The sequence below is a fragment of the Hymenobacter sp. genome, from assembly GCF_036387835.1.
Taxonomy (GTDB): Bacteria; Bacteroidota; Bacteroidia; order Cytophagales; family Hymenobacteraceae; genus Hymenobacter.
In genome coordinates this window covers 1-24,149 of sequence record NZ_DASVSY010000001.1, presented here as the reverse complement: position 1 = coordinate 24,149, position 24,149 = coordinate 1, and the positions used below count along the sequence as shown (strand labels likewise).

The 24,149-nt window shown below is 56.2% G+C and carries 23 protein-coding genes; 14 read left to right on the top strand and 9 right to left on the bottom strand.

All coding sequences use genetic code 11. From position 1 onward, the window contains the following. Positions 1 to 35: 35 nt before the first annotated feature. Complete coding sequence (locus VF639_RS00115) at positions 36 to 773, bottom strand: SDR family oxidoreductase (protein WP_331143866.1); 738 nt, start codon at positions 771 to 773, stop codon at positions 36 to 38. 242 nt (positions 774 to 1,015) lie between these two features. On the opposite strand from VF639_RS00115, the gene VF639_RS00110 reads away from it, so the two are divergent. Next, the gene (locus tag VF639_RS00110) at positions 1,016 to 1,321 is read left to right on the top strand and encodes a hypothetical protein (protein ID WP_331143865.1); all 306 of its coding nucleotides are present in this window, start codon (positions 1,016 to 1,018) and stop codon (positions 1,319 to 1,321) included. Here the strand turns inward: VF639_RS00110 and ctlX are convergent. The 4 genes from ctlX to VF639_RS00090 all read right to left on the bottom strand — a co-directional run bounded on the left by ctlX (position 1,311) and on the right by VF639_RS00090 (position 7,903). Beyond that, the gene (ctlX, locus tag VF639_RS00105) at positions 1,311 to 2,234 is read right to left on the bottom strand and encodes a citrulline utilization hydrolase CtlX (RefSeq protein ID WP_331143864.1); all 924 of its coding nucleotides are present in this window, start codon (positions 2,232 to 2,234) and stop codon (positions 1,311 to 1,313) included. The genes VF639_RS00110 and ctlX overlap by 11 nt on opposite strands. A 303-nt stretch (positions 2,235 to 2,537) precedes the next feature. Next, positions 2,538 to 4,694 carry an OmpA family protein gene (locus VF639_RS00100; protein WP_331143863.1) on the bottom strand — a complete coding sequence of 719 codons (2,157 nt, stop codon included), beginning with the start codon at positions 4,692 to 4,694 and terminating at the stop codon, positions 2,538 to 2,540. Between the two features lie 507 nt (positions 4,695 to 5,201). Further along, a complete protein-coding gene (locus tag VF639_RS00095; protein ID WP_331143862.1) occupies positions 5,202 to 7,043 on the bottom strand; it encodes an OmpA family protein in 1,842 nt (613 codons plus the stop codon). A 200-nt stretch (positions 7,044 to 7,243) separates the two neighbouring features. Then, on the bottom strand, positions 7,244 to 7,903 hold the full coding sequence (locus VF639_RS00090) for a class I SAM-dependent methyltransferase (RefSeq protein WP_331143861.1): 660 nt from the start codon (positions 7,901 to 7,903) through the stop codon (positions 7,244 to 7,246). A 247-nt stretch (positions 7,904 to 8,150) separates the two neighbouring features. Between VF639_RS00090 and VF639_RS00085 the strand changes: the two genes are divergently transcribed. Next, positions 8,151 to 8,726 carry a DUF1003 domain-containing protein gene (locus VF639_RS00085; protein WP_331143860.1) on the top strand — a complete coding sequence of 192 codons (576 nt, stop codon included), beginning with the start codon at positions 8,151 to 8,153 and terminating at the stop codon, positions 8,724 to 8,726. 355 nt (positions 8,727 to 9,081) lie between these two features. Continuing rightward, complete coding sequence (locus VF639_RS00080) at positions 9,082 to 9,459, top strand: hypothetical protein (protein WP_331143859.1); 378 nt, start codon at positions 9,082 to 9,084, stop codon at positions 9,457 to 9,459. A gap of 139 nt (positions 9,460 to 9,598) precedes the next feature. On the opposite strand, the gene VF639_RS00075 is transcribed toward VF639_RS00080, so the two are convergent. The 3 genes from VF639_RS00075 to VF639_RS00065 all read right to left on the bottom strand — a co-directional run bounded on the left by VF639_RS00075 (position 9,599) and on the right by VF639_RS00065 (position 12,723). Then, positions 9,599 to 10,027 carry a BLUF domain-containing protein gene (locus VF639_RS00075; protein ID WP_331143858.1) on the bottom strand — a complete coding sequence of 143 codons (429 nt, stop codon included), beginning with the start codon at positions 10,025 to 10,027 and terminating at the stop codon, positions 9,599 to 9,601. Between the two features lie 244 nt (positions 10,028 to 10,271). After that, a complete protein-coding gene (locus VF639_RS00070) occupies positions 10,272 to 11,465 on the bottom strand; it encodes an acetyltransferase domain-containing protein (RefSeq protein ID WP_331143857.1) in 1,194 nt (397 codons plus the stop codon). Positions 11,466 to 11,898: 433 nt separating this feature from the next. Then, complete coding sequence (locus tag VF639_RS00065) at positions 11,899 to 12,723, bottom strand: hypothetical protein (protein WP_331143856.1); 825 nt, start codon at positions 12,721 to 12,723, stop codon at positions 11,899 to 11,901. Positions 12,724 to 13,222: 499 nt separating this feature from the next. Here VF639_RS00065 and VF639_RS00060 point away from each other — a divergent pair, with 499 nt between their 5' ends. Next, positions 13,223 to 14,173 (top strand): NmrA family NAD(P)-binding protein, encoded by a 951-nt coding sequence (locus VF639_RS00060; RefSeq protein ID WP_331143855.1) that lies wholly within the window; start codon positions 13,223 to 13,225, stop codon positions 14,171 to 14,173. Positions 14,174 to 14,352: 179 nt separating this feature from the next. Here the strand turns inward: VF639_RS00060 and VF639_RS00055 are convergent, their stop codons facing one another. Then, positions 14,353 to 14,835, bottom strand: coding sequence for a hypothetical protein (locus tag VF639_RS00055; RefSeq protein WP_331143854.1), 483 nt, complete (start codon positions 14,833 to 14,835; stop codon positions 14,353 to 14,355). Between the two features lie 704 nt (positions 14,836 to 15,539). Between VF639_RS00055 and VF639_RS00050 the strand changes: the two genes are divergently transcribed. The 10 genes from VF639_RS00050 to yiaA all read left to right on the top strand — a co-directional run bounded on the left by VF639_RS00050 (position 15,540) and on the right by yiaA (position 24,072). Then, the gene (locus VF639_RS00050) at positions 15,540 to 15,977 is read left to right on the top strand and encodes a hypothetical protein (protein WP_331143853.1); all 438 of its coding nucleotides are present in this window, start codon (positions 15,540 to 15,542) and stop codon (positions 15,975 to 15,977) included. A gap of 361 nt (positions 15,978 to 16,338) precedes the next feature. After that, on the top strand, positions 16,339 to 17,337 hold the full coding sequence (locus VF639_RS00045) for an MBL fold metallo-hydrolase (protein WP_331143852.1): 999 nt from the start codon (positions 16,339 to 16,341) through the stop codon (positions 17,335 to 17,337). A 302-nt stretch (positions 17,338 to 17,639) separates the two neighbouring features. After that, positions 17,640 to 18,080 (top strand): hypothetical protein, encoded by a 441-nt coding sequence (locus VF639_RS00040; protein WP_331143851.1) that lies wholly within the window; start codon positions 17,640 to 17,642, stop codon positions 18,078 to 18,080. A gap of 143 nt (positions 18,081 to 18,223) precedes the next feature. Continuing rightward, positions 18,224 to 18,958, top strand: a complete 735-nt coding sequence (locus VF639_RS00035) for a YebC/PmpR family DNA-binding transcriptional regulator (protein ID WP_331143850.1) — start codon at positions 18,224 to 18,226, stop codon at positions 18,956 to 18,958. Positions 18,959 to 19,087: 129 nt separating this feature from the next. Next, positions 19,088 to 19,537, top strand: a complete 450-nt coding sequence (locus tag VF639_RS00030; protein ID WP_331143849.1) for a DinB family protein — start codon at positions 19,088 to 19,090, stop codon at positions 19,535 to 19,537. Between the two features lie 188 nt (positions 19,538 to 19,725). Beyond that, positions 19,726 to 20,778: a proline iminopeptidase-family hydrolase gene (locus VF639_RS00025; protein ID WP_331143848.1), complete on the top strand. Its 1,053-nt coding sequence runs from the start codon at positions 19,726 to 19,728 to the stop codon at positions 20,776 to 20,778. An 87-nt stretch (positions 20,779 to 20,865) separates the two neighbouring features. Beyond that, entirely contained in the window at positions 20,866 to 21,642 is a 777-nt protein-coding gene (locus tag VF639_RS00020; RefSeq protein WP_331143847.1) for a hypothetical protein, read from the top strand. 130 nt (positions 21,643 to 21,772) lie between these two features. Continuing rightward, positions 21,773 to 22,129 (top strand): hypothetical protein, encoded by a 357-nt coding sequence (locus tag VF639_RS00015; protein WP_331143846.1) that lies wholly within the window; start codon positions 21,773 to 21,775, stop codon positions 22,127 to 22,129. A 112-nt stretch (positions 22,130 to 22,241) separates the two neighbouring features. Further along, on the top strand, positions 22,242 to 23,345 hold the full coding sequence (gene rluF / locus VF639_RS00010; RefSeq protein ID WP_331143845.1) for a 23S rRNA pseudouridine(2604) synthase RluF: 1,104 nt from the start codon (positions 22,242 to 22,244) through the stop codon (positions 23,343 to 23,345). Positions 23,346 to 23,679: 334 nt separating this feature from the next. Continuing rightward, on the top strand, positions 23,680 to 24,072 hold the full coding sequence (gene yiaA / locus VF639_RS00005) for an inner membrane protein YiaA (RefSeq protein WP_331143844.1): 393 nt from the start codon (positions 23,680 to 23,682) through the stop codon (positions 24,070 to 24,072). The last annotated feature ends 77 nt before the right edge of the window (positions 24,073 to 24,149 follow it).

Genomic DNA, 24,149 nt, shown 5'->3' with positions numbered 1-24,149 from the left:
AACCGTAGCGCCCCTTTTGCGCTCTGCAGGAAATTTTACCGGTTATTCATTTGCTCGAAAGCGGCATCCAATTCCGCCCGAGAAGCCAGCCGGCTCTTTTCCGATGAGCCGTAGCCCACCTCCATTTCGCCCGCGGCCAGCCGTTCCACCACCGAATCGGCAAACGCATCCACGGGCACGCCAAAGTCGTGCAGGCCGGGGCCGCCTAAATCGGTATTCACGGCCGGCGGCACAATTTCCAGCACCCGGATATGCGTGTCTTTCAGCTGATGACGCAAGGAAAGTGTGAACGAGTGCAGGGCCGCTTTGGTGGCACTGTAGATAGGCACAAACGCGGCCGGTGCAAAGGCCAGGCCCGACGTCACGTTGATGATGGCCGGATCAGGCTGCTCGCGCAGTTGGTTGACGAACAGCATCGCCAGGTGAATGGGCGCTTCAATGTTGATGGTAATTTCCTGACTGCGGCTTTCCCACGATTCGGTGTCGGTGGCTAGCTGAATCCGGTTTTGAATGCCGGCATTATTGACCAGCACGTTCACGGTTGGGACTTCGGTGCGGACCCACGCCAACAGCGCCACCCGTTCGGCGGCCACCGCTATGTCGCAGACGCGCGTAATCAAGCCTGGTAGCTTCCGCTGGGCCTCTTGCAGCTTGTCGGCGCGGCGGCCGCATATGATAACCGTGCTGCCGGCTTTCACGAAACGCTCAGCTAAGGCAAAGCCAATACCCGAGGCTCCCCCGGTAATAAGAACAGTATTTGCAGCTAGATTCATTGGGTGGTGGTTGAGGAGAAGTAGACAAGTATGTTGTCGCCGCTAAGGTTTACTTCAAGATCAACCACCGGGTTGTGGCAATTGCTGGTAGCTAACCCGAGCCTGTCCCCGGTACTTGAGCACTCGTCGTACCTTTATAAAACAACATTAGAAAACGCCTGCGAGAAGTTCGCGTGGTAGCAGCTGCACTGCTTCACAATCTTTTCCTGGTGCATCTTCGTTAAGACTCTATAACTTGACTTGTGAACAACAACGAGCGTATTAGCCAACTGGAAGTAATGATGTCGGACTTACTAAAGCGCTTTGATATAACAGTAGAGAAGCTTGATAACATCACCGAGCAGCTCCGCCAAACCACCGAGCAGACGCGCCAAACCAACGAGCAACTCCGTCAAACCAACGAGCAGCTCCGCCAATCCGACGAGCGGCAGCAGGTGATGCTGCGGGCCTTGGTGCAGCAAACCGACACCAACACGGCCATGATGCGCAAGTTGGAAAACCACGAAAATCGTCTTGGCGGTCTGGAAAGTGGTTCCGTCAGCGAGTAGCCGGCAGAAACACTTCCGCCAGCATACACCGCACGCTGCCGCCCCCAATGGTTTCGATGGTAGGAATGGGTAGCGGCAGCAACTCGCAGTAGCGGCTTAGCGTGGTGCGCTGCGCAGGCGTTAGAGCGTCGAAAGCACTTTGCGACATAGCCAGCAGGCTGGTGCCTTCGGTGGATTGTAGCGCCAGCATGTTACCGGCAAAGTGCGCTATTTGCGCCAGTGAAATAGCCACAATTTCGTGACCAGTGAGCGAGAAAGAGGCCACCACGGCGGCACGCTCTGCGGCATTTACGATACTTTCCAGGCACACCACCGCAAACCCCGACCCAATGCTTAGCATCACGTTGGTATGGTATATTTCGAGGCCGTGGGCATCGTGGGCGCGGAAGGTTACTGGCCGATAACCGAGTTGATTGGCTACCTCGGCAAATAGGCTAGCATCGGTGCGGGGCGAAAGGCAGGCGTAGGCCACGCGGTGCTCGTGGTCGAAGAGGATGCTGCCGGTGCCTTCCAGAAAGCGGCCTTCTTGCTCGTACTCTGAGAGGTCGACCACTTCCTTGATGCTAAACTGCTTACGTAACACTTCCAGAATATCGGGGCGGCGCTCAAGGCGGCGGTTGGGGGCGCACATGGGGTAAAGCAGCACCCGGCCATCGGGATGCAGCGTCAGCCAGTTGTTGGGAAACACGGCGTCGGGCTTGGCCGGCTCGGGGATATCATCGAAGACCAATACCGTTACGCCTTTAGCGCGCAGGCTGGCAACCATGGCATCAAACTCAGCGAAGGCACATGCTTGCACGGTGGCCGCATCGAGGTCGGCTATGGCTTGCTGAAAGTAATTGGAAGCAGCGGTTTCGGGGTTGAAGCCAAAGCGCGCCGGGCGCACCAGAAATACCGTGTTGGTGGATTGCATGATGTTCACTTGAAACAGAAGAAGCCGGCAAAAATAGCCGGCTTCTTGTTGAACTGGTGCTCATTGAAATTCCAGCGCTTCTTCGTGCTACTGCAAGGCGCAGCTATTATCACCCGGCAAACTTCCCGAGTTAACTAGCTGCTGTCTAGTTTTAAATCAACAACGCAGTTGCCTGTTCAAATAAACAGTGAAACTAGTTAGGGAATTGCTCGCCCGTCATGCTTCATCTAGCGTCCGCGCAGCCAGATGCGAAGTCGAAGCATGACGGGGTGAGGAGTTTAGCGGACTTCCCAAACAGTTTCATTAGTTGTAGTCCAAAGCATCTTTGCGCATCCAACCCGTGGTGGTTACTTTCTCCCAATTGGTGAACGTCACGTACACCGCATCTCCGCCGTCCTTGATAAGCTGCACCTTGTCGCCTCGCACACAATGTGCTTTGCGCGTCTCCGGCTCACTCAGGTTAGGAGAACTGAAGAAATACGATTTGGCGACGCGCACGACAGCCGTTACCGACCCCTTCGGGCTGGCATTGGCACGCGCACCAACCGATGGAGCGGTAGATGCAGACCCGTTGGAGCCGGTGGGCGCCGTAGTTGCCGCTAGTCGGGCGGGCTTAGCAGCCTTGCGAGCGGGAGCAGTGGCAGTGGTAGCTTCCGGCAGCTTTTGCAGCTCTTGCAACTTCAACCAGCCAGTGCTAACAGCGCCGTCGGGGTTGCGGAAGCTGGTTTTCACGAGTCCGTTGCGCTCATCTGCGCCGTACAGTATGTCGCCTTTGCGCAGATACTTTTTGGTGGGCTGCACCTGATTGGGCGCATCAAACAGATAGGTGGTGCGCACGGCCACGCGGTAGCGGCTATCAGCCTTCACCTCTTGCTCGGCGGCTGGCTCCGGCGTTGGTTGGCTTGGGGCTGCTTGCGCTGCTACGGCTGGTGCTTGCACCGGCTGGTTGGCGGTAGGTTGAGGCGGCATTGAGGGCGAAGCTGGCTTGGTAACTAGCCCTGTCACCGGGGCACTTAGGAGTGTAGTCTGCGGCACGGCAGCCCGCTGCACCACGGCAGGCTCGGGGAGCAGTGGCCCTAGTTTGTTGACCACTTTAATGCGCAGTCGCCGATTAAGCGCCCGGCCCACTGGCCCGCTGTTGGAAGCTACCGGAGTGGCTTCGCCGTAACCGGTGGCCTGAAGACGGCGCGGCGAAACTCCTTCCGCAGCCAAGGCCCGCATGGCCGACTGCGCCCGTGCGTCGCTTAGGTACAGGTTTTTCAGGCCGTCGCCGCTGCTATCGGTGTAGCCGCCAAACAAGAGTTGCGCCCGCGGAAAGGTGCGCAGGATAGCTGCCAGGTTGCGCAACTGTTGCGCCGACTTAGCGGTTAGCGTGGCCTGCCCGGATTCGAAATATACGCGGTCGACATTGATCCAGCCCGCAGCAGAATTCGCAGAATCGACATCCTGCATGGGGTCGGCCAGGAACTGGTAGAGCTGATACTCGGTGGAGTTAGAGCCCACCTCCAGGGTAGCACCGTTGGAGAGGGTGATAATCAGCGGCTGGCCCGTGTGATAGATGTAGGTGTCGGTGGACGGGTCGTAGTGGCCGGCTGGCACGCCGATAACTGGCGCTGAGGCCGGCGTAGCGGAAGCTACAGAAGTTGGCTGCGTTTTAGCGGCCGTGTACGTTACGGGCATAGACGGCTCTGTTGAAGCCACCGGCTCCGAAACATAAGTCCAGCGGAAAAAGCTGTAGCCGAGTGCTAAGCCTAGCAACAGCAGCAAAGGCCACACCCAACGCTGCCCCGCCTTGGCCTTGGCAGGCGCGGCTTGTTGAGGCGTGAAAATGCTGCCCCCGCCGACCTCCTGCCACTTGCCGGCGGGCGCCGTAAATGTAGGCGCTGTAGTAGAGTTGGCTGGCGCGGAGCGGCGGGGCGTAGCTGACCGGGAAGCTGTTGCGCTGCGTTGGGACCGGGGAGCAGTAGAGCTGGTAGTAGCCGGCGCTTCGCTTTGCAGCCAGTCAGCTAGTTCGGTAGGTTGCAGGTTGTGCTCAGCAGTAGACTTTGCTAGGGCACCAAGTACTACGGCCACCCCCACTTCCAGCAGCAACGGATATGAGGCCAACGGCAAGCCTGCTTTGGTGGCCAAACGAGAGATGGTCGTCTCGTAGCTGTTGTGGAGCAGGCCTTGTAGAAGTTGCACCCCGCGCCCCTGCCAGCTGGCTAGGTTTAGAGCGTCGAGCTGGTGCAAGACTTGGCTGGCTTGCGCCTGCCGGGTCAGGTCCCACAGGAAGTCGGCGCCGTGCGGCCGACTGGTTTGCTCGGCGAGCGTGCGCACTACCAGGGGCAAGAGCTGCGCCAGTGCTGGCCCTACTATGGCAGGGCTCTGGCCAACTAATGCGCTAAGCTGGTTGAGGTGCTCGGCGCGTATGCAGTTGCTTACTACTTCAAGTACCGTTTCTTCCCGCTTAAAGGCCATTGTTAGTTAAGGTTTTAGTCTGTTGGATACACAATTTTTTATTGAAATATCATAAACCATACCACACACCAAAATCCGCTTAAATACTTTATGTCAAGTGCTTACGTATTTATTACCACTAAAAAAGTTCCAAGATTTCCGACTTTTTCTTTTGTTGCTTCCAAGACCAAAGAATCGATTTACAGCGGTTTTCAACCAGCTATTCTAGCCACCTCGATTCAAGCTTATTAACCCAATCAGTAATTGCAAACAGTGAGTAGAAGCGGTGGGACCCTGTAAAAAATTATGCAGGACAACTTCTACTTGTTGGTTTAACTTTGCGGAGCCCTACTAACACTAATTCCCCTCCTCAGATGAATTCCGAAGAGGGGAACTAGCTTTAGATTCAAACCTTTTCCTGTCGCCTAAGGGGCCCATTTTGCCGACTTAGTGTGCTATGCGCTTTGCACGTTTCCGGCCCGACGAACTCAAGTTTAACAGCTGACACTATGGCCGTTGCCGACTTGCTTAAAGCAGTGCGGCCTCAGGAGTCGACTTGGTGGAGGCAGAGTCATCGGAGCCAGATGGCGTGGACTCTGAACTGTCGGACGCGGGGTCGGTTTGGGTGGGAGTTACAGCTTCTTCTTCCGACAGCTTTTGCAGCTCTTTCAGCTTCAGCCAGCCGGTAGCAAGCGCGCCGTTAGGGCTCCAGAACTTAACTTTCACAAGGCCGTTGCGCTCGGGTTGGCCGTACAATATGTCGCCTTTGCGCAGATATCTTTTCGTGGCCTTTGCCTGATTGGGCGCAGCAAAAAGATACGCCAGTCGCGCCGTTACTTGGTAGCGGCTATCGGCCTCCATCTGCTCAATAACTGGCTCAACGGGCCCTTCGCCCGAAATGGCTCCCATTACTACAACTGGTTCATCAGACAGTTGGTCGGCTGTGTCTTGCGGCACCGATGATTTAGCGCCTGAGCTATCCACTGGCTTTGGCACGGCGGCCAGCAGCGGTGCGGCAGGGGCTAGCAGCAAGGGCCCCAACTTATTGATGACTTTAACGCGAAGCTGCCGATTAGGTGCCTGGCCTGCCGGAGCGTCATTAGTTGCCGCTGGCACTGCATCGTTGTAGCCGATGGCCTGGAGTCGGCGGGGTGAAACTCCTTGCGCGGCCAAGGCGCGCATAGCCGATTGGGCCCGGGCTTCGCTTAAGCGCGGGTTTTTGGGGTTGTCGGGGCTGCTATCGGTGTAAGCGCCAAACAAGAGTTGCGCCCGCGGAAACGTGCGCAGGATGATAGCCAGATTGCGCAGCTGTTGCCACGAGTTAGCGGTTAAGGTGGCTTGTCCGGCGTTGAAAGCCACTTGGTCGACATCAATCCAGCCCGCGGCGGCGTTCAACGGATCGACTTGCTGCGTAGGATCGGCCAGAAATTGGTAAAGCTGATACTCGGTGGAGCTGGAGCTAACCTTCAGCGTAGTACCGTTGAAGAGCGTGATAACCAGCGGCTGGCCAGCGGGCACTGCGGTGGGCGGCGCGGCGGCGGCTGGCGGAGTTGCAGCACGAGGTTGGGTGGTAGCGCCGGTGTAGGTTGCGGGTACCGAAGCCTTGGTTGAGGCCGGCGGTTTTAAATAATTCCAGCGGAAAAAGCCATACCCGAGAGCCAAGCCTAACAGTACTAGCAAAGGCCACAACCAACGATGCCGCTTACTGGCTTTGGCAGCGGGCGCAGCTTGCTGAGGTATAAAAATGCTGCCCCCACCTACCTCCTGCCACTTGCCGACTGGTGCTGTAAAAGTAGGCGCCGGAGCAGGCTTGGCAGCTCTCTTCTGGCGGCGAGCAGCCGGCCGGGAAGTAGCCGCGTCGTGGCTAGGCTGCGAAAAAACTGCGCTTTTGGTACGTTGCGCTTCACTTTGCAGCCAGTCGCTTAATTCAGCGGGTTCCAAATTATGGTCGGCGGTGTACTTTGCCAAGGAACCTAGCACGGCGGCCACCCCCACTTCCAGCAGCGGCGCATACGATTCCAAAGAAAGGTCCGCCTTCGTGGCTAAAGGATAGATGGTAGTTGGGTAGGTTTCACCTAATAAGTCTCGTAGCAGCCGCACTCCGCGCCCGTGCCAATTGGCTACGTCCATGGCATCGAGCTGCGCCAGCACTTGATCGGCCTGCGCCTGCCGGGTTACGTTCCACAAGAAATCGACGCCATCTGGTCGGCTGGTCTGCTCGGCGAGCGTGTCTATCACTAGCGGCAAGAGCTGCGCCAGCGCCTGCCCTGCGGCCGCAGGACTTAAGCCAACTAGCACACTTAGCTGGTTGAGGTGCTCGGCGCGTATGCAGGTGCTTACTACTTCAAGTACCGTTTCTTCCCGCTTCATGCCTATCATTTGATGAAATCTTCACTTAGTTAGCCTACTATTTCATGGAAATACCATAAAACCATACCACACAAAGTTCCGCTTATTTACGTTCTATCAAGCTCTTAGGTGTTCGTTTAGTGCCATAACAGCTACGCGGCCGGCAACTTTCAAGCCTTAGTTCACACCCAAAAAGTTTACCTATTACCGCTCCTGGCCCTTTATTCGGGCTGAACGAGTTCCGGCTTGTCGACCTGTCCAATCACCACAAATAGCGGGTCGGAGCGGCGGGGTGCGGGGCTACGGTCGAGGAGCTTGATGGCGTGCCAGTGGCCAGCAGCTTGCAGATACTGCTGCACCAGCGCCAAGTGGCCGCGGTCGTCGAGGGCGTGCCAGGCGGCTACGGCTTTGCTCGGGAAGCAGCGGTTGGAAAAGGTGACGACCAGCGGCGCGTTGGGGCGCAGCACGCGGGCCAGTTCGCGGAGTACCGCTACGGGTTGCGTCAGGTAGTCGATGGAAACGCAAATGGCCGCGCCATCGAAGGTATTGTCGGGGAAGGGTAGCGTGGGCTGCTGGTTGAGGTCTTGCACCACGTACTCGGCCAGGCGCGGGTTGGCGCGCAACTCTTTTTCGTTCATGCCCACGCCCACCACGCGCGGGTACGGCACTTCGGCGGGCAGGTGGCTCACCCAACTACTCATCAAATCGAGCAGGGTGCTATTGGCCGGGAAATACTCCCGGTAGAGCTGCGTAACGGCGGCAATGGCCGCATCGTCGATGTGGGTAACGAAGCGCGGATGATGGTAGAATTCGGAATCGGGGGTTTCGTCTTGGCGACGGAAGGTGCCGGGTGGAAACGAGGAGCTATTGTCTTGCGTCATGGGCGGCTTTTAGTTTTCTAAACAGCCTGGCTCGCAAAAAGTGAGGCAACTCCCAGATTTTCCTTACCTCTTTCCCTGGCCTAAAGCCTTACGTAACTGCCACTGCTTCCGGCTTATCAATGCTGCTTAGCGCGCAAGGTTAAACATCGTTTAAAGCTCATCAGGGCAGAAAAACCACCACCTCAACCACAGTTGAATCCGGCCGGAAAGCGTATAAAAACCTAAACATTTCCAAGCCATCTAGTTCGTGAAACCCGCTCAGACCACACCCAACGCTGCCTCGGCAACCGGTACGGCTCACATCGTGGAGCGCAACATTCAGGCGCTCCTGGAACATGAGCGAGTCAAGGACCAGCAGAAAAGCTGGCAGAACCGAATAGCCGATGTCGTTACCGGCTTCACCGGCAGCATGGCGTTCGTGTTTATTCACTTGGCGCTTTTCGGGGGCTGGATTATCTGGAACCTCGGCTGGCTAGGACTCAAGCCTTTCGACGCCTCGTTTGTAGTGCTGGCCATGTTTGCTTCCGTGGAAGCCATTTTTCTGTCCACGTTCGTTTTAATCAGCCAGAACCGCATGGCCGAGCTAGCCGACCGACGGGCCAACCTGGATTTGCAAGTGAGCTTGCTGAGTGAGCACGAAATCACGCGGCTCGTTATTCTGGTGACGGAAATGGCCAAGAAGATGGACATCAAAGAAGCCTACGACGCCGAGATTTCCGAGCTGGCGCAGGATATACGCCCCGAAAAAGTGCTGTCTACCATCGAGAAGAACGAAGCACGCTTCGCCCAACAGCAGCCCGGCTCAGCCCCTCCCGCCGCCTGAGTTACCAGTAGTCAAAGACATTCTTACTCGGGTATGCAGCAGCGCCAAAATAACCTTTCAAGCACTCGGAAGCAGAAAACGAGCTTACATCAACAAATGAGTTGACTGGCTCTCTACTCTCTGTATAAGCGCTAGCGTTGCCACAGCAATTTCAAGCAAAGCAGCAACGTCGACTAAACGGAGCGACCGGTAGAGGAAACGGGGCCTTTGGTAGACAAAACCCTGCAGAAAGAGCAAGAAGGGCAAAGCCGGCCTCAAGCTTGCAAGTAGGGTATCAAGTACTTGCTACTACTTCGACGGCCACTTGCTCACCTACTGCAACGGCCTCATTTCCACTCTTCAACTTTCCGAACTCATGAAAACTGCCCTGCTTTCCCTTGCCACTGCCTTCGCTCTGTTAACTTCCACGGCTTCGTTTGCCGCTCCCGCCGCCGACCACCGCGACGATGATAGACGCCGCCAGGAAATAGCGCGCCGCGACGACCGTAACGACAACGGTTTCAACTACGGCTACGAGAAAAAGCACCGCGTAACGTCCGCCGAAAAAGCCCGTTGGGAAGCCGCTCACCGCAACGACCGCCGCGACAACGACCGCGCCGATAATGACCGTCGCAACGACCGCAACGACCGGAATTTCAACTACGGCTACGACAAGAAGCACAAAATAACTGCCCAAGAGCGGACTCGGTGGGAAGCCGCCCACCGCGACGACCGTCGTGACGGCCGCCGGTAGCCCGTCGGATCAGCACACCTTAAGCACCGAAAAGGCGCCCCTGACGAGGGGGGCCTTTTCGGTGCTTATAAACTGGCGAGTGTTGAAAACAGGTATGGCTTTTTACACGGCCGGATTGGTAGCTCTACTGCGTGAGGACTTACGGATTGGAGCCGTCGTTTAGCACGAACGACTTCAACAACACGAGCATGCTCTCGTCAATTTCTGGTAGGTGCGCATCCAGGAAGTTAGAGCGATAGGGATTGATATAGCCGGTGAGGCGCATAAAATCATCACTCTTCAGTGGTTGAAAACCCATCGACCAGTCGCCAAAGATGCGCCTCTCAATGGCCCCATCCGAGAGTTTGAGTACGTGTATGTGGCGCTGATCGACTATTATCTTGGCATACACCTGCCGAACTACCTCTTCCTTGCCTTCCAGCACTTGCAGAAAATTACCATTGCTGTAAAGCAGTAAGCCCGTAATGCCAAGGGCAAGGTTGTTGGTGCGCGATTGTTGCAGCAACCACTTCAAATCGGCAGTAGTGGGCTGTCCTACGGCCGAACTTTGGTAAACAATGTGGTGCATATTCTTAAAATGAACGCTAGATGTGCGTGGCAGCCGCTACAGTTCGCGGCAACAAGAGCTAGTAGATAGAAGGAAGTAGTTTGGTAGTTTAAACAATAGAATAAACCACCAATTTAGCTAGGCTCCCTTGACCAACGGCAACCAAGTTCCCCGCCCACTTTTTGATGAGTGGCAGGATGCAGAGAACAGGTATTAAACTTAAAAAATCAAAGATATATCTACAATAAGTAATACTAATTTCTCGCTATAGGTACGAAAGCCACCAATAGGCATGCGTTTGGCGGAAGCGTTGGTACCAACGACAGGGCCAATAAAGCACCAGCACGACCCCAAGCCATACTTCGTAGCCCCGCAACAGGCTCGGCTTGTACGTAGCCGGCCAGTCTTTGCTGGTGATAAATGAGAAATTAACCGGATGCCCGAAGGCCAGATATGTCCAGACCCACGCAGACGCGCTGATCAGGAGCAGGTGCAGCAAATAGTAGAAGAACGGCACCTGCCCGAACGTGCGCAGCCACCGACTCGGCCGGCTGGTAGCCGTTTCGGCTACGCTTAACAGGAGCAGCGCCACCCCAAGCGTGAGGCACAGAAACAACAACGACGGCGGATACTTGGTGATATTCACAAATGAGAGCACGGTATAGAGCCAGCCTCGCGGCTGCACACTCCAGGGCGCCAAGTCGCCGTACCAATTAGTTGCGCGCAGTGCCACAAACACGACCAGCAAGGCCACCCCGGCCCGGCGCAACAGCGGCGTCCGCTGCGGGAGCGGCAACTGAAACCACGGCCCAATCACGTAGCCAGCCAGCATTACACCTAGCCACGGGCCAACGGAGTACGCCACCAGAAAAGGCGGCAAAGGCGCGACCGGCAGCACAAAGGGGGTGTTATGGAGCAGTGCCCATCCTGCATTAGAAGCAGTTATGGGTTCAATAATGGGCAGCAAATTATGCCCCGCCACTATAACCGCGGCGAGTACGGCCAGCACCCCGCGCGGCAGCCAGATCAGGGCCACCAGAAGCACCATCCCCCACCCTATCGCCCAAATGACTTGCAGCAGCAACAGGTTGTAGCCCCATTGCAGAATGAAGTTGATAACCACCAGTTCCAGCAGCACCAGCCACAAACCGCGCGTCAGCAGAAACCGACTTACCGCTGGCCGCTTGGGCTGCTTTCGCTGATAAAGCCAAATACTCACCCCCGACAAAAAAACGAACGTCGGCGCGCAGAAATGCGTGATCCAGCGGGTGAAAAACAGCAGCCCCGAGGCCTGCGTCACGTCCTCGGGCCGTACAAAGGTAGGCGTCCAGAACTCCCGGATATGGTCGAGGGCCATGATCACCATTACCAGTCCCCGCACCACATCCACCGCCTGGACGCGTGACGAAACCGCCTGGCTGGAAGCAGACAACGGAGGAGGCGCAACGGACTGTAGCATACTACACGTGGGGCAGAATTGAACAGGATGATAGTACCGCCCCAATCAGGCAGCACCTTGAAAAGCGCACACTTGATGACCATTCTTTCTTAAGCCCTGCGCTTAACCAGTCGCGGCGAAAACGATATCCAACCGGTAACTACCCGGTGCCGAAATGTACTTACAGCAAGTATATAAACTTCCGGTAAGTAATGCGAAACAACGGCGTTTCTGGTTTGTCTTACCTGCTATGCTGGTTCGCTCAGGAACCGGGAGTCGGTCAGCTCTTCGCTGAGTTGCCAGAGTGGACGGGCATTTTCCGGGGTGGTGAAAGGGTGCTGCACAGCCTCGGGATTTTACTTTCCGTAATACCCGCCTAAAGTGGCTTGTATGAAGACTTAGCACTCATACACAATGGGTGGCCTTGAGGGTTGAAATACTCTGCTTGATGGGCTTAGTGCAGGGCGTCCTTGCGCATCCAGCCAGTGGTGGTTACTTTCTCCCAATTGGTGAACGTGACGAATACTGCATCACCGCGGGACTCCCCGAGTTGCACTTTGTCGCCGCGTACGCAGTGGGCTTTGCGGGGCTGCGTCAGCTCGGGCGAATTGTAGAAGTACGACCGGGCCGCCTGCACCACGGCCGTTGTGTTTCCAGCAGCGTCGGCTTCAGTGGCCTCAACTGGCGCGCTCGAAGCTTGCTCACTTTCATAGGTATCATGGGGCGCAGAGGCGTTTGCGGGTCGGCTGTTTCGCGCTGTAACGGGCGCCGAACCAACCGCCAGCTTGCTTAGCTCCTGCTCCTTTAGCCACCCAATAACAGTTGCCCCATTCGGGTTCTTGAAGCGCGTTTTTATGAAGCCATTGCTTTCTTGCTCGCCATAAATTACGTCGCCCCGAAGCAGGTATTTGCTGCTTGGCTTACCCTGCTGGGGCTCCTCAAAGAAATACGCCGTTTCGGCCGTTATGCGGTACCGGCTGCCGGCGCCGGGCACCTGCTCAGTTGACGCCACCGTGTTATCAGCTATAGTTTCGTCGCTAGCTGGGGTAGTTTCAGGGTCGGTTGTGACTTGGCCGACGGGCTGCTCGGCGCTTTGGTAGTTGGCTTGTTCTTCGGAGCAGGAAGTTGTCAGCCTAACTAGTAGCACCAGCGGCCAACACAGTTTTACGGCCCTGCTTACACAAATTTCGCGGGCACTCAACCACTTGTTGATGTGCGGCGCGGCTCCATTGACACTAGGTTTAAGCGGCTGGGCAGGGGTTTGCTGGTGCTTGCTCATCGCCGTATCGTTACGGGGTGGCTACTAGCGCTACTTCCCAGGACGTACGTAGTTTGCAGGCAAGCTGGTGGCTAGCGCGCCTCTTCTGCTTGTTTACCTAAGCTCAGAGGAATGCAGATAGGTTGTTTTGAGGTGCCCCATGCGCATGGTAGGCGTATTGCTTTAGCAGGCCGTGCATTTGCTTGCCGTAAAGGCTTTTGCAGCTCTGCTTATCTAAGCAGGCATACCACCCAGGCAATGGGAGTTGCGTATGGATGAGCTAGCAGAAAAGAAATGTCCTCCCTAGCTGTTCGTTTTTCGGGAGGGACGCAACAGCACCAACTACGACAACCAACGGATGCAGGCGTTTCACTAGGACAAACAAGCCGGCCTGATCCGGTACGAACCAACCGACGGCGAAATATTCGAGCTAGCAACCTGGTAACCTGTATCCATACTTGCGAATCTTAATCAGCTACATTCTCCACAAGCCATTCAAGGCTTCCTTTAGCAGTACCCCATGACTTCGACACCAGCCACCAAGCAAAACTCGCAGCCTCTTCCCGATACCACTTCTGACCCTGCCCCCATTGTGCTGGCCGGCGCCACTGGTGCCCTTGGGTTGCTGATTGCGCACCACCTCCGCCAACGCGGCGCCACTGTGCGGGCCTTGGTACGGCCCGGCGCCAGCACCAAAGCAGAGGCTACTTCGCTGCGGCTGCAAGGCGCTACGGTGGTAGAAGTTGATTATAACAACGTGGCCGACCTCACGCAAGCCTGCACGGGCGCTAGCTGTGTGGTGTCGGTGCTGTCGGGACTACGGGAGGTGATTGTGGATGCGCAAACGCGCCTGCTGGAAGCGGCCGTAGCGGCCGGCGTGCCCCGCTTCATTCCCTCCGACTTTTCGGCCGACTTCACTAAGCTTCCCGACGGCTCGAACCGTAACTTCGATCTGCGCCGGGAGTTTCAGCGGCGCCTCGATAAAGCGCCCATTCAGGCCACGTCCATCCTCAATGGCATGTTCATGGATTTGCTGACGGGTCAGGCGCCGCTTATCCAGCCGAGCATACGCCGGGTGGTATATTGGGGCGACGCCGACCAACCCCTCGATTTCACTACGATGGTAAACACCGCCGAATTCACGGCTGCCGCCGCCCTCGACTCCACTACGCCCCGCTACCTGCGCGTGGCGGGCGAGGTAGCTAGCATCCGCGGGCTGCAAGCCGCCGCCACCGAGGCTATGGGTAAAGAGTTCAAGCTGTTACGGGCCGGCAGCCTAGGCGTTCTTGGTGGCCTGATTAAAGTAACGCAAACCCTCGTACCCGCCGAAAACGAAATATTTCCGCCGTGGCAGGGCATGCAGTACCTGCACAACATGCTCAGCGGCCAGGTCAAGCTCGACACCCTCGACAATGCCCGCTACCCCGATATTCGCTACACGCAGGTGCGGGAACTGCTAGCCAGGAAATAGTAAAGGCCTGACTAACGCAATTATAGCGTCGGTCAGGCCCTCTTTTTGCGCGAAGGCAGCAGCTATCAAGCGCTTGACTGAAAGGCTGTTGGTATGGTTGACTATTGATGATAACATGCTCGCCTGAATACGCGCTGGCCTAACCGGCGCGGCAGGCCGTTTTGTGAGGCTGGCTTCAGCTAAGGCTTCACCAGCGGCCAATTGAAACTGATGCCCTTGGCTTCGTCGGTTAGCAGATCAAGGTGGCCCGGCTTGGGCTTCACGGGTTTGGTTTGGAGATAGGGCTTAAGCTTACCATCGGCGCCTACTATCGCCAAGTTTTCATAAGCAATGAACACAACCAGATGATCACCTGGCTGATACATACTTAGTAAAGACCGTAAATCTACCTGAGGTTGATTCACTAGCATGTTAGGCAGAAGGGGGCGCCCGTGGCGTACCAACGTCAATTCTGCATTCCGGAACCGGAAGTTCCCCTGCGCCGGGCACCCGGCATCGGGGATAACGCGCAAGGTTACGCTCGGGAATAAGGCGCTGCCGGTAGCGGGCACCTCCACGTTGTCGCGCAACAGTTTTATTGCGGGCACCGCGCAGCCGGGTTGTGCAGTTGCGGCAGAAGTGGCACCCAAAAATAGTAGCGGCAGGAATAGCTTCGTTAACATGCGCGGTTTGGATTGATATAGCTGAGGTTGAAATATAGGTTTTATAACTGCTTGGGCAACGGCTGCTTTTGGAAAGCAGGACGCTGCATTTACATGAGTACAGCAGGACCTTCTTTCACCAGGAATACGAGCAGTAAATCCTCTGTCTATCAACGGGTTGCCGACTCCTCTAATTGTGTGAACAACGAAAGTTTGCAGTTTGCTTCCGGGACTTAACTACCCCCTGAAGCAGCAAGCAGAACCACACTGTTCACTTAATCTTAATCGATTTTTCTTGACCTAAAGGCAAAAACTCCCGTATCGGACCGGGGCTGGCGTACTAGCGGCTCTATCGTCTGGTCTGTTTCGAAATTTATGCGTCTTTCTGCAGTTTTTTTTCGGTTGCTCTTATTGCTTGTGCTCTTGCTTTTGGGAGCCGCCAATCACCAAATAAACGCGCACCGCCAATTCGGTAAAAAAGCGCTACAAGCCAGAAAAATAGACTTCTCCCAACAATTTTTGGTTTTCAAGCCGAAGAATCGGGTGTATCCGGTAAGTCACGGAAGAACAATGAGAAGCTCGACAGTTATAACAAAATCAAGATTTATTAGTCTATTCCGGGTTACCTCCCGTTGAATGGCTGTATTAAGAGCAGATCATTTGGTTGTTCAACAGAATAGCAGATCTGCTCACCAAACCTCACTCTTACCAACCAAAACAAACTTATGAAAAAGGTATTGTTCATGGCCCTGGCGGCCGCCTCGTTTACTTTCTCTTCTTGTGGTGGCGGCAGCAATGCCGGCGAAGGCAGCCAGGCTGGTGGCGAAAGCAGCGGTGCTTCCGGCACTTCCACTGATGCTTCAACTTCTGAGTCTGGCACGGGTTCCGACGCCGGCATGGGTTCCGATTCTTCTATGACGGGCGCCGGTGACGCTTCTACTGGCGGCAGCACGGCTGGTAGCACTACTGGCGGCGGCAGCACTACCGCTGGTGGCGCTTCTACGGCTGGTGGCTCTACGGCTGGCGGTGCTTCTACGGCAGGTGGCGCTTCTACGGCTAGCGGCTCTACGGCTGGCGGTGGTACTACGGCAGGTGCTTCTACGGCAGGCGGTGCCACCACGGGTGGCGGCTCGGCCGGTGGCAGCACGACTGGCGGCATGTAATTCGTCCCGATTGATTTATGGCCTACTGCTGTAAACAAAAGCAGCCCCTCGGTTTCGAGGGGCTGCTTTTGTTTACAGCAGTAGGCTGCCGTACTGATACTAGCCGCAGCACTCCGTAAGCATTATCTGAAACCATTGCACAAGCCAGCCAATGCAGCTTCTCAGCGCCAGAACCACCTGCCTCGGGCTGCATGGTAAGCCAAATATACTGCCGCCAGATACGGCCGCCGTTTGGTGGCTGAACCCACGCACAGGGTTCGGCTTTCTTGATCGTGTAGCAGAGAAACTCCACACTAGTATTCTACTCTTCAGCTGAAATACCGTACTACTTCTCAGACCTGACCTCAAGCATCTGGATTTTATGAAACAAGTAGCTGCTGGTGTGCACCAGCTCACCATCCAACGGTTTGTAAATCTTTACTTCGTGGAAACTGGCACTCCCGGCGAGTGGGTATTGGTAGATACCGGCCTGCCAGGCTCGGAAAAAGCCATTATTGCCGCCGCCGACGCGCAGTTTTATCCCGGCACCCACCCCGAGGCCATCATCCTGACCCACGGCCACATGGACCACTCCGGTTCGGCCCTGGCGCTGGCCGAGCATTGGAAGGTACCGGTGTTTGCGCACCCACTGGAGTTGCCCTTCCTCACGGCCCGGGCCGTGTACCCGCCCGCCGACCCTACGGTGGAGAATGGTGGCTCATTGGCCTTCGTGGCCCGGTTCTTCCCCCCGCAGTCGTTTCAGCTTGGCAGCGTGGTGCAGGCCCTGCCCGCCGATTCCGCTACCGTTCCTTTCCTGCCTGATTGGCACTGGCACCACGTACCGGGCCACGCGCCGGGCCAAGTGGCCTTGTTCCGCGAGAAAGACGCTACTCTGCTCGGGGGCGATGCTTTTGCAACCACCAACCACGAGTCGGTGCCCTCAGTACTGCTGCAGTTGCCGAAGGTGAGTGTAGCCGGCGCCCCTTTCAACTACAACTGGCAGCAGGTACGCGAGTCGGTGCAGAAGCTGGCGGGGTTGCGCCCGGTGGCTATTGGCTGCGGCCACGGCCCCGCCATCCAAGGCGCCGAGGCTACCGATGGCCTGCAGCAGTTAGCCAATTTCTTCCCCATGCCCACCTTTGGCCGCTACGTCAACGACCCGGCCCGCCTCGACGAGAACGGAGTAGCTTACCTGCCCATTGCGCCCGACGACCCCTTGCCCAAGCGCGTTACGCTGGCGCTTACGGGTGTGAGCTTACTGGCGGGCGCGGCCATACTACTGGTGTTACAGCGCCAGCGCCGCCGCAAGCAACAGCCCCTCCCCGCTACTGACTATGTATCGTCGCGTCGGTTTGTAGCCGGCCCCAAGTACACGCTGTAGTCCGGAGCAACTCGGAGTAAAGCCGGAGCCACTGACATTCCTGCTTAGAGCCTATCCGAATAGAGAATGTCATTCCGACATTCCCTATTCGGATAGGCTCTTAGTGGCTTGTTGTGCGTGAGCACAGCTTCGGTTTATGCTTTAAACAGTCTTCGTTCCGGCAAGTTCAGGGGCGGAGGCTGTTTTGCTTTTCATTGTGAGAGTTGAATCCAAATGCAATTCGTCTGCGCGGAAAGTAGTCCTAGCACAAGCCACTCGCCGGTTATAAGCAGAGAAATCAGGCGGCGGTGTTACATTTCGGGATGATTCGTTTTCTCTTTTTCCTTGTTTGCCTGCTGCTTGGCGCTCCGCTGGTTTCGTCGGCGCAACGAGCTGCCTCGCCGGCTCCTACGCTGCAACCGTCGTTTTTTGCCACGTATGCCTACCTCACCTACGACATTCTGGATAAAGCCAGCGGCCCTACTCCTATTGCCGCCAAGGGCGTAGGAGGTACGCTTACGCTCAACCCCAATGGCACCTACCAGAAGCACCTAACTTTGGCGGCCAACGGTACCGCCATGCCCTTCGACCAGACGGGCCGCTTTGCCTTCACCGGCGACCAAATCACCTTCTCCTATACCGACAAGAAAGGCCAGCCCCGCACCGACCAGGGCTCATTCCGCTTGCGCAACAACCTGCTCACGCTCATTATTCAGGGCTTCCCGGCCGGCAACTACAGCACCTATACGCTGCGGGCGCAATAGCTTCTCATTCAGTACCCTTAGTGCTTAAGCCAGCTTACAGCGTCAATAGCAATTGCGCCCCGGTGGGCTTTCTGTTAACTTGCACGCCTCTTTCGGCCCACTCCGCCGACCAAAAAACTCACTAATTCACTAACTCACCATAGATGGGACGCGCATTTGAATTCCGGAAAGGCCGCAAAATGAAGCGCTGGGACCGGATGTCCAAGGATTTCACCCGTATCGGCCGGGAAATTGTGATGGCTGTGAAAGAAGGCGGCACGAACCCGGATGCCAACTCCCGCCTGCGCACGGCCATGCAGAACGCCAAAGGCGTGAACATGCCCAAAGACCGGGTAGAAGCCGCTATTAAGCGCGCCAGCAGCAAAGAAGAAAAAGACTACCAGGAAGTGGTGTACGAGGGCTACGCGCCCCACGGCGTGGCCGTGGTCATCGAAACCGCCACCGACAACCCCACCCGCACCGTAGCCAACGTGCGCATGTACTTCAACCGGGGCAACGGTGCCCTCGGCACCGCCGGCTCCAGTGACTATACCTTCACCCGCAAGGGCGTGTTCCGCCTCGCCGCCGAAGGCCTCGACCTCGACGAGCTAGAACTGGAGCTGATTGACGCCGGCGCCGAGGACGTGTACGCCGACCAGGAAGAAGACGAGCACGGCACCGTGAAAGACTTCATTGTGGTGGAAACCACCTTCCAGGATTTCGGCCAGATGCAGAAAGCCCTCGAAGAAAAAGGCCTTGCCGTCACGTCGGCGCAGCTTCAGCGCGTGCCCAATACCACCGTGCACCTCGAAGGCGAGCAGCTGGAAGAAGTGATGAACCTCATCGAGAAGTTCGAAGAAGACGACGACGTGCAGGCTGTGTACCACACGCTCGGCTAAATCACGGATTTAGCCGGATTTTTTGGATTTCACAGATTTTGTAGTCGATTCGGTTAGGTTGCGGGCCGCTCCGGTTGGGGTGGCCCGCTTTGATTTGATACATCCGATTCCCCTACCAAGCTTACCGTTATGGCTTTAGAAGCCGTTGTTACTGATGTTAGAAACACGCTTGTTGGCACGTTTTCCAACATCGATAGGTGGTGGTTCGAGAAGGACGCTCACCTGCGCGCGTACCGCCCACGCAATGGGGGTTGGACGATAGACCAGATTCTAGAGCATATTGGCCTGACCAATCATTACTTGCTTATTCTCATCGAGAAGGGCGTCAATAAAGCTTTGTTGAACACTCAACAAGCCAACCTGGCATCCGAGTCGGCTAGTTATAGATTTCCGTACGCACAGCTCGCCGAAATAGGCCAACACAAGTCTTTCGCCTGGATTAGGCCCGAGCACATGGAACCGACCGGAGCCAAGCCGTTGGTGGAAGTCCGCCAGCAGCTTACAGCGCAAGTACAGCAGTGCCTGACCTCACTTGATGCGCTTCGTAATGGGAGGGCTTGCTGTATAAAACAACAATGAGCGTTAATGGCCTTGGCAAGCTCAACGTCTACGAGTATATCTATTTCTTGGCGCAGCACGGCAGAAGGCACAGCACCCAGATGGAGAAGAATGAATTGGAGTTCAACTCATTGGCTGCATAAGACAGGCTGCAAAGACTTCTGCGTTAAACATCGGGAGAAAAGAAATTATAGTAGGTTTAACCTGTTATGCCACAAAAACTACTCGCTTCTGCCTTACTCCTTGCGGGCCTCCTAACCGCCGCCTGCAACACCCAGCCCAAACAGGAAACGGCCGCTTCGGCTGCTCCAGCTTACTTCCAGCCGACCGAAATGGGCGTGCAGGATGGCGGCGTGCAGGTTGTTCCAATTACCACGCCCAAAGGCAAGTTCAATGTCTGGACCAAGCGCTTTGGCAACAACCCGAAAATGAAGGTGCTGCTGCTCAATGGTGGCCCCGGCGCCACCCACGAGTACTTCGAGTGCATGGAGAACTTCCTGCCCGCCGAAGGCATCGAGTTTATCTACTACGACCAGCTCGGCTGCGGCAACTCCGACAACCCCCGGGACACCGCTCTGTGGAGCTTGCCGCGCTACGTGGAGGAAGTGGAGCAGGTGCGCCAGGCCCTGCACCTAACCAAGGATAACTTCTATCTGCTGGGCCACAGCTGGGGCGGCATCCTGGCCGCCGAGTACGCCTTCAAGTACCAGCAGAACCTCAAGGGCCTCATCATTTCCAACATGATGATGAGCTGCCCCGACTATGGCCGGTACGCCGACGAGGTGCTCGCCAAGCAAATGAAACCCGAAGTACTGGCCGAAATTCGGCAGTTAGAGGCTAAAAAAGATTTTGCCAACCCGCGCTATATGGGGCTGCTCGAGCCCAACTTCTATGCCCAGCACCTGTGCCGCATCGTGCCTAACCCCGAGCCAGTAACCCGCTCAATGGGCAAGATCAATCAGTCGCTCTACGTGACCATGCAGGGTCCCAGCGAGTTTGGCATCTCGGGCAAGCTCACCACCTGGAACCGGGTGCCCGACCTGCCGAAACTGTCCGTCCCCGTCCTCAGCATCGGCGGCAAGTACGACACCATGGACCCGGAGCACATGCGCATGATAGCCACTAAAGTGCAGAACGGCACCGCCCTCATCTGTCCCAACGGCAGCCACATGAGCCTGTACGACGACCAGCAGACCTACATGAACGGGCTAACCAAGTTCATTTTGGGCGTGAACAAGGGCGAGAAGAAAGTGGCGCTGTAGGGCAGCCCGTTGTTCTGATTTTTTAAGAGAGTGATGCAGCTGTATCACTCTCTTTTACTTTTACGCGGTTTATCCTACCCTCATGTTATGCACACTTACTCCCAAGCATTGCGCTGTATAGCGTTGCTTACCAGCCTGCTTCACTTTTTGCCGCAGTTGGCGCATGCGCAGGAGTTCGACGCAGAAAACGAGAAGTTTCCCGGTGCTAAGCAGGTGAAGGTTGAGGCCTTCGGTCTGGGGCCGGAGGGGTTCTGGGCCGAATACAAGTTCGACGGGCAGGGCCGGGCTACCGACGGGCGGGTCTACTTCCGGCGGCAGCTCAACATAATCGAGCAGTACTCATTTACGAGCCGTAATAAGCTGCAACAAGAAAGAGTCATTAATCCAGGCATGAACGACCGAATCCAGATTTTCAGCTTTAGCTACCAGTACAGCCCTGACTCGGCGCGCATTATCCGTAAGACAGTCCTCTCTGGCACTGATACTATGTATGTCTTTCACTATCTGGAATTCGACCGGGATAACCGTCCAACTAAGTTCACCAAGGCGAAAGGCTGGAGCCGCAAACCGAACGAGGTAACGGAACTCACGTACACCAACGGCCGGCTCACCAACTCTCGCCTCACCGAACAGGGCGAGAAAGGTGCAGTTATCTACACCGAATCCTATCAATACAACATTCAAGGCGACTTGGTCAAACATCATCGGTCTATGTCGCCGCCCTCGCCGGTTTCTTGGTTTGATGGCCAGGGCGACACCCTTGAATATAGCTACGACTATTCGCCAAAGGGTCCTTGGACGCGGCAGTACCAGTTCTTCAAAAGCAAGAAAGTGCTCATTGCGAAGCGCACCATTACGTATTGAGCTGCGCTGTCCTTCTCGTAGTTAAACGGCTTCTATTATTCACTCTTGTTCCATCAAGTTGCACAGTTTTACCTTGCGGCATGCGGTATGAATTTAGCCCTGGCAAGCTACTTCCGTTATCTTTCTAAACATGCCCATCCCCTACCGCACCCTTTTCCTACTCGAAGCCGCTACGGCTACTATCTTCGAAATCAAGCGCCTGGATGTGCAGAGCGATAACCCTGGCAACGTGTATTTCTGGCTGTATTTCGACAACGCCACGCAGGCGCTGCACCCGCTTGCCTTCGTAGCCATGCACGCCGAAAACGACGTGCAACAGCGGGAGTTCACGCAGGGTGATTTGCGTTTCACTGTCACCGAAGGAACGTACACGCTCAAGCCCGCAGGTGCGCAACTGCTGCTGCAAATCGTGACGCCTACCACGCTGCCGGCCGCTGTGGAAACTGCCTTGCTTGCGTTTTTCAGGGCGACTGGGGCAGCGGGGTAAGGCAGCGCGGGGTTCCGTTGTACCTTTGCGGCCCACTTGCGTTTAGTACGTGGGCGGGCCTTTTCGCTGGCACTGCAACCAGAACCCAAAACCAGCAACTAAAAACTAAAAGATGACTATCCGGCTCAATAAATACATCAGTGAAAGCGGCTTCTGCTCCCGGCGGGAGGCCGACAAGTTTATCGAGCAGGGCAACGTGTTCGTGAATGGCAAGCGGGCCGCGGTGGGCGTGCAGGTTAACCCCAAAGACCGGGTGGTGGTAAACGGGCAACCCATTGAGCCGCGGGCCGAGGAAGACGCCGTGTATATTGCCTTCAACAAGCCGCCGGGCATCACCAGCACCACCGAGCGGGGCGTGAAAGGCAACATCATCGACTACATCAAGCACAGTGTGCGCATCTTCCCCATCGGAAGGCTCGATAAAGAGTCGCAGGGCCTGATCCTGCTAACCAGCAACGGCGACATCGTCAACAAGATTCTGCGGGCCGGCAACCAACACGAGAAAGAATACATTGTGATGGTCGACAAGCCCATCACCGACCAGTTCATCGAGGCCATGGCTAATGGCGTCTCCATTCTGGGCGTGATGACGCAGAAGTGCGAGGTAAAGAAGGAAACCAACTACATCTTTCGCATCACCCTCATTCAGGGCATGAACCGCCAGATCCGGCGCATGTGCGAGGCCTTCGGCTACGAGGTGGTGCAGCTGGAGCGGATTCGGGTGATGAACATCTCCATCAAAGGACTGGGTGTGGGCGAATGGCGCGAGCTAACCGAAAAGGAGTTGAAAGTGCTGTTTGAGATGATCGAGCACTCCAGCGGCACCGACGACGGCTCCATGCCGCGCCGCCGCAAAACCGTTTCCACCGCCGAGCAGTGGGCCGACCGGCCTTCGCGCAAAACGGCGCGCCCACTCAGTGGCCAACCTGCTATTGCCCGCCCCGCCTCTACCTCCAGCAACGAGGAAGCTCCCCGCAAGCCCAAAACCAAAACGGCGGGTGCCTGGGTCGAGAAGCCGACCGGCCGCAAATCAGCTACGCCCCGCGGCCTAGCTACGGCGGGTCGGGCGGCGGGCTCGGGGAGGCCAGTTGGGCAGCCAGGCGCCCGTCCGGGTCGGCCGGCTGGCCCTACGAAAGGCCCGGCTAGTAGAACTGCCAAACCCAAAAGCTCTACCCGCGGTACCCGCGGCAGCGCCCGCCCTGGCAAACGCTCTTAACCGCCACGAGCCGCTCCTAATGGGGCGGCTCGTTGTGTGTAAGCGAGTTGATTTTCAAGATAAGTAGCTTCAATTAAATGTCTAATTTAGCAGGTAATTTTTGGTGATATTCTTGCCGGCGCGGCAAACTAGATGTCGTTCAATAGTCTACTTAAGGCCTTTTATCTTTAATCTGCATCATAATAGTGGTGCAACGGACTTGCCCCTATTGCTAATATCAAAAGTCTGATCACGCTAGAAGTTTAAATACAAGGGAGCGGTAGGCCGGCTATGTTTGACTTGTCGTCGGGCTACTGCCTGGCATTGCATGTCAAACCTAAACTTTCTGGCACCCATGAACACCAAGCCCTCCAACGCATTCATTGCTGCCTCCTGGGTGGCGCTCCTGGCCGGAATGGCTGCCTTTATTATCGGCCTTTCGAATGCCCAGATGGCGCTCAACGAGAAAGGCTACTACTTCACGGTGCTGATGTATGGCTTGTTTTCGGCTGTTTCGCTGCAGAAAACTGTGCGCGACCAGATGGAAGGCGTTCCGGTTACGTCTATTTACTACGGCCTGAGTTGGTTTTCCACCGTCCTGACGGTAGCGTTGCTAACGGTAGGGCTCTGGAATGCCACGCTTACGCTAAGTGAAAAAGGGTTCTACGCTATGTCGTTTCTGCTGGCACTTTTTGGTGCCATTGCCGTGCAGAAGAATACGCGCGACGCTCGTAGCAACGTGTTATGAGTTGCCATTTGTGAGTTGCCAGTTGCCAGTTATGAGTTGCCAGATCCAAAGAGCTATCAACTCATAACTGGCAACTG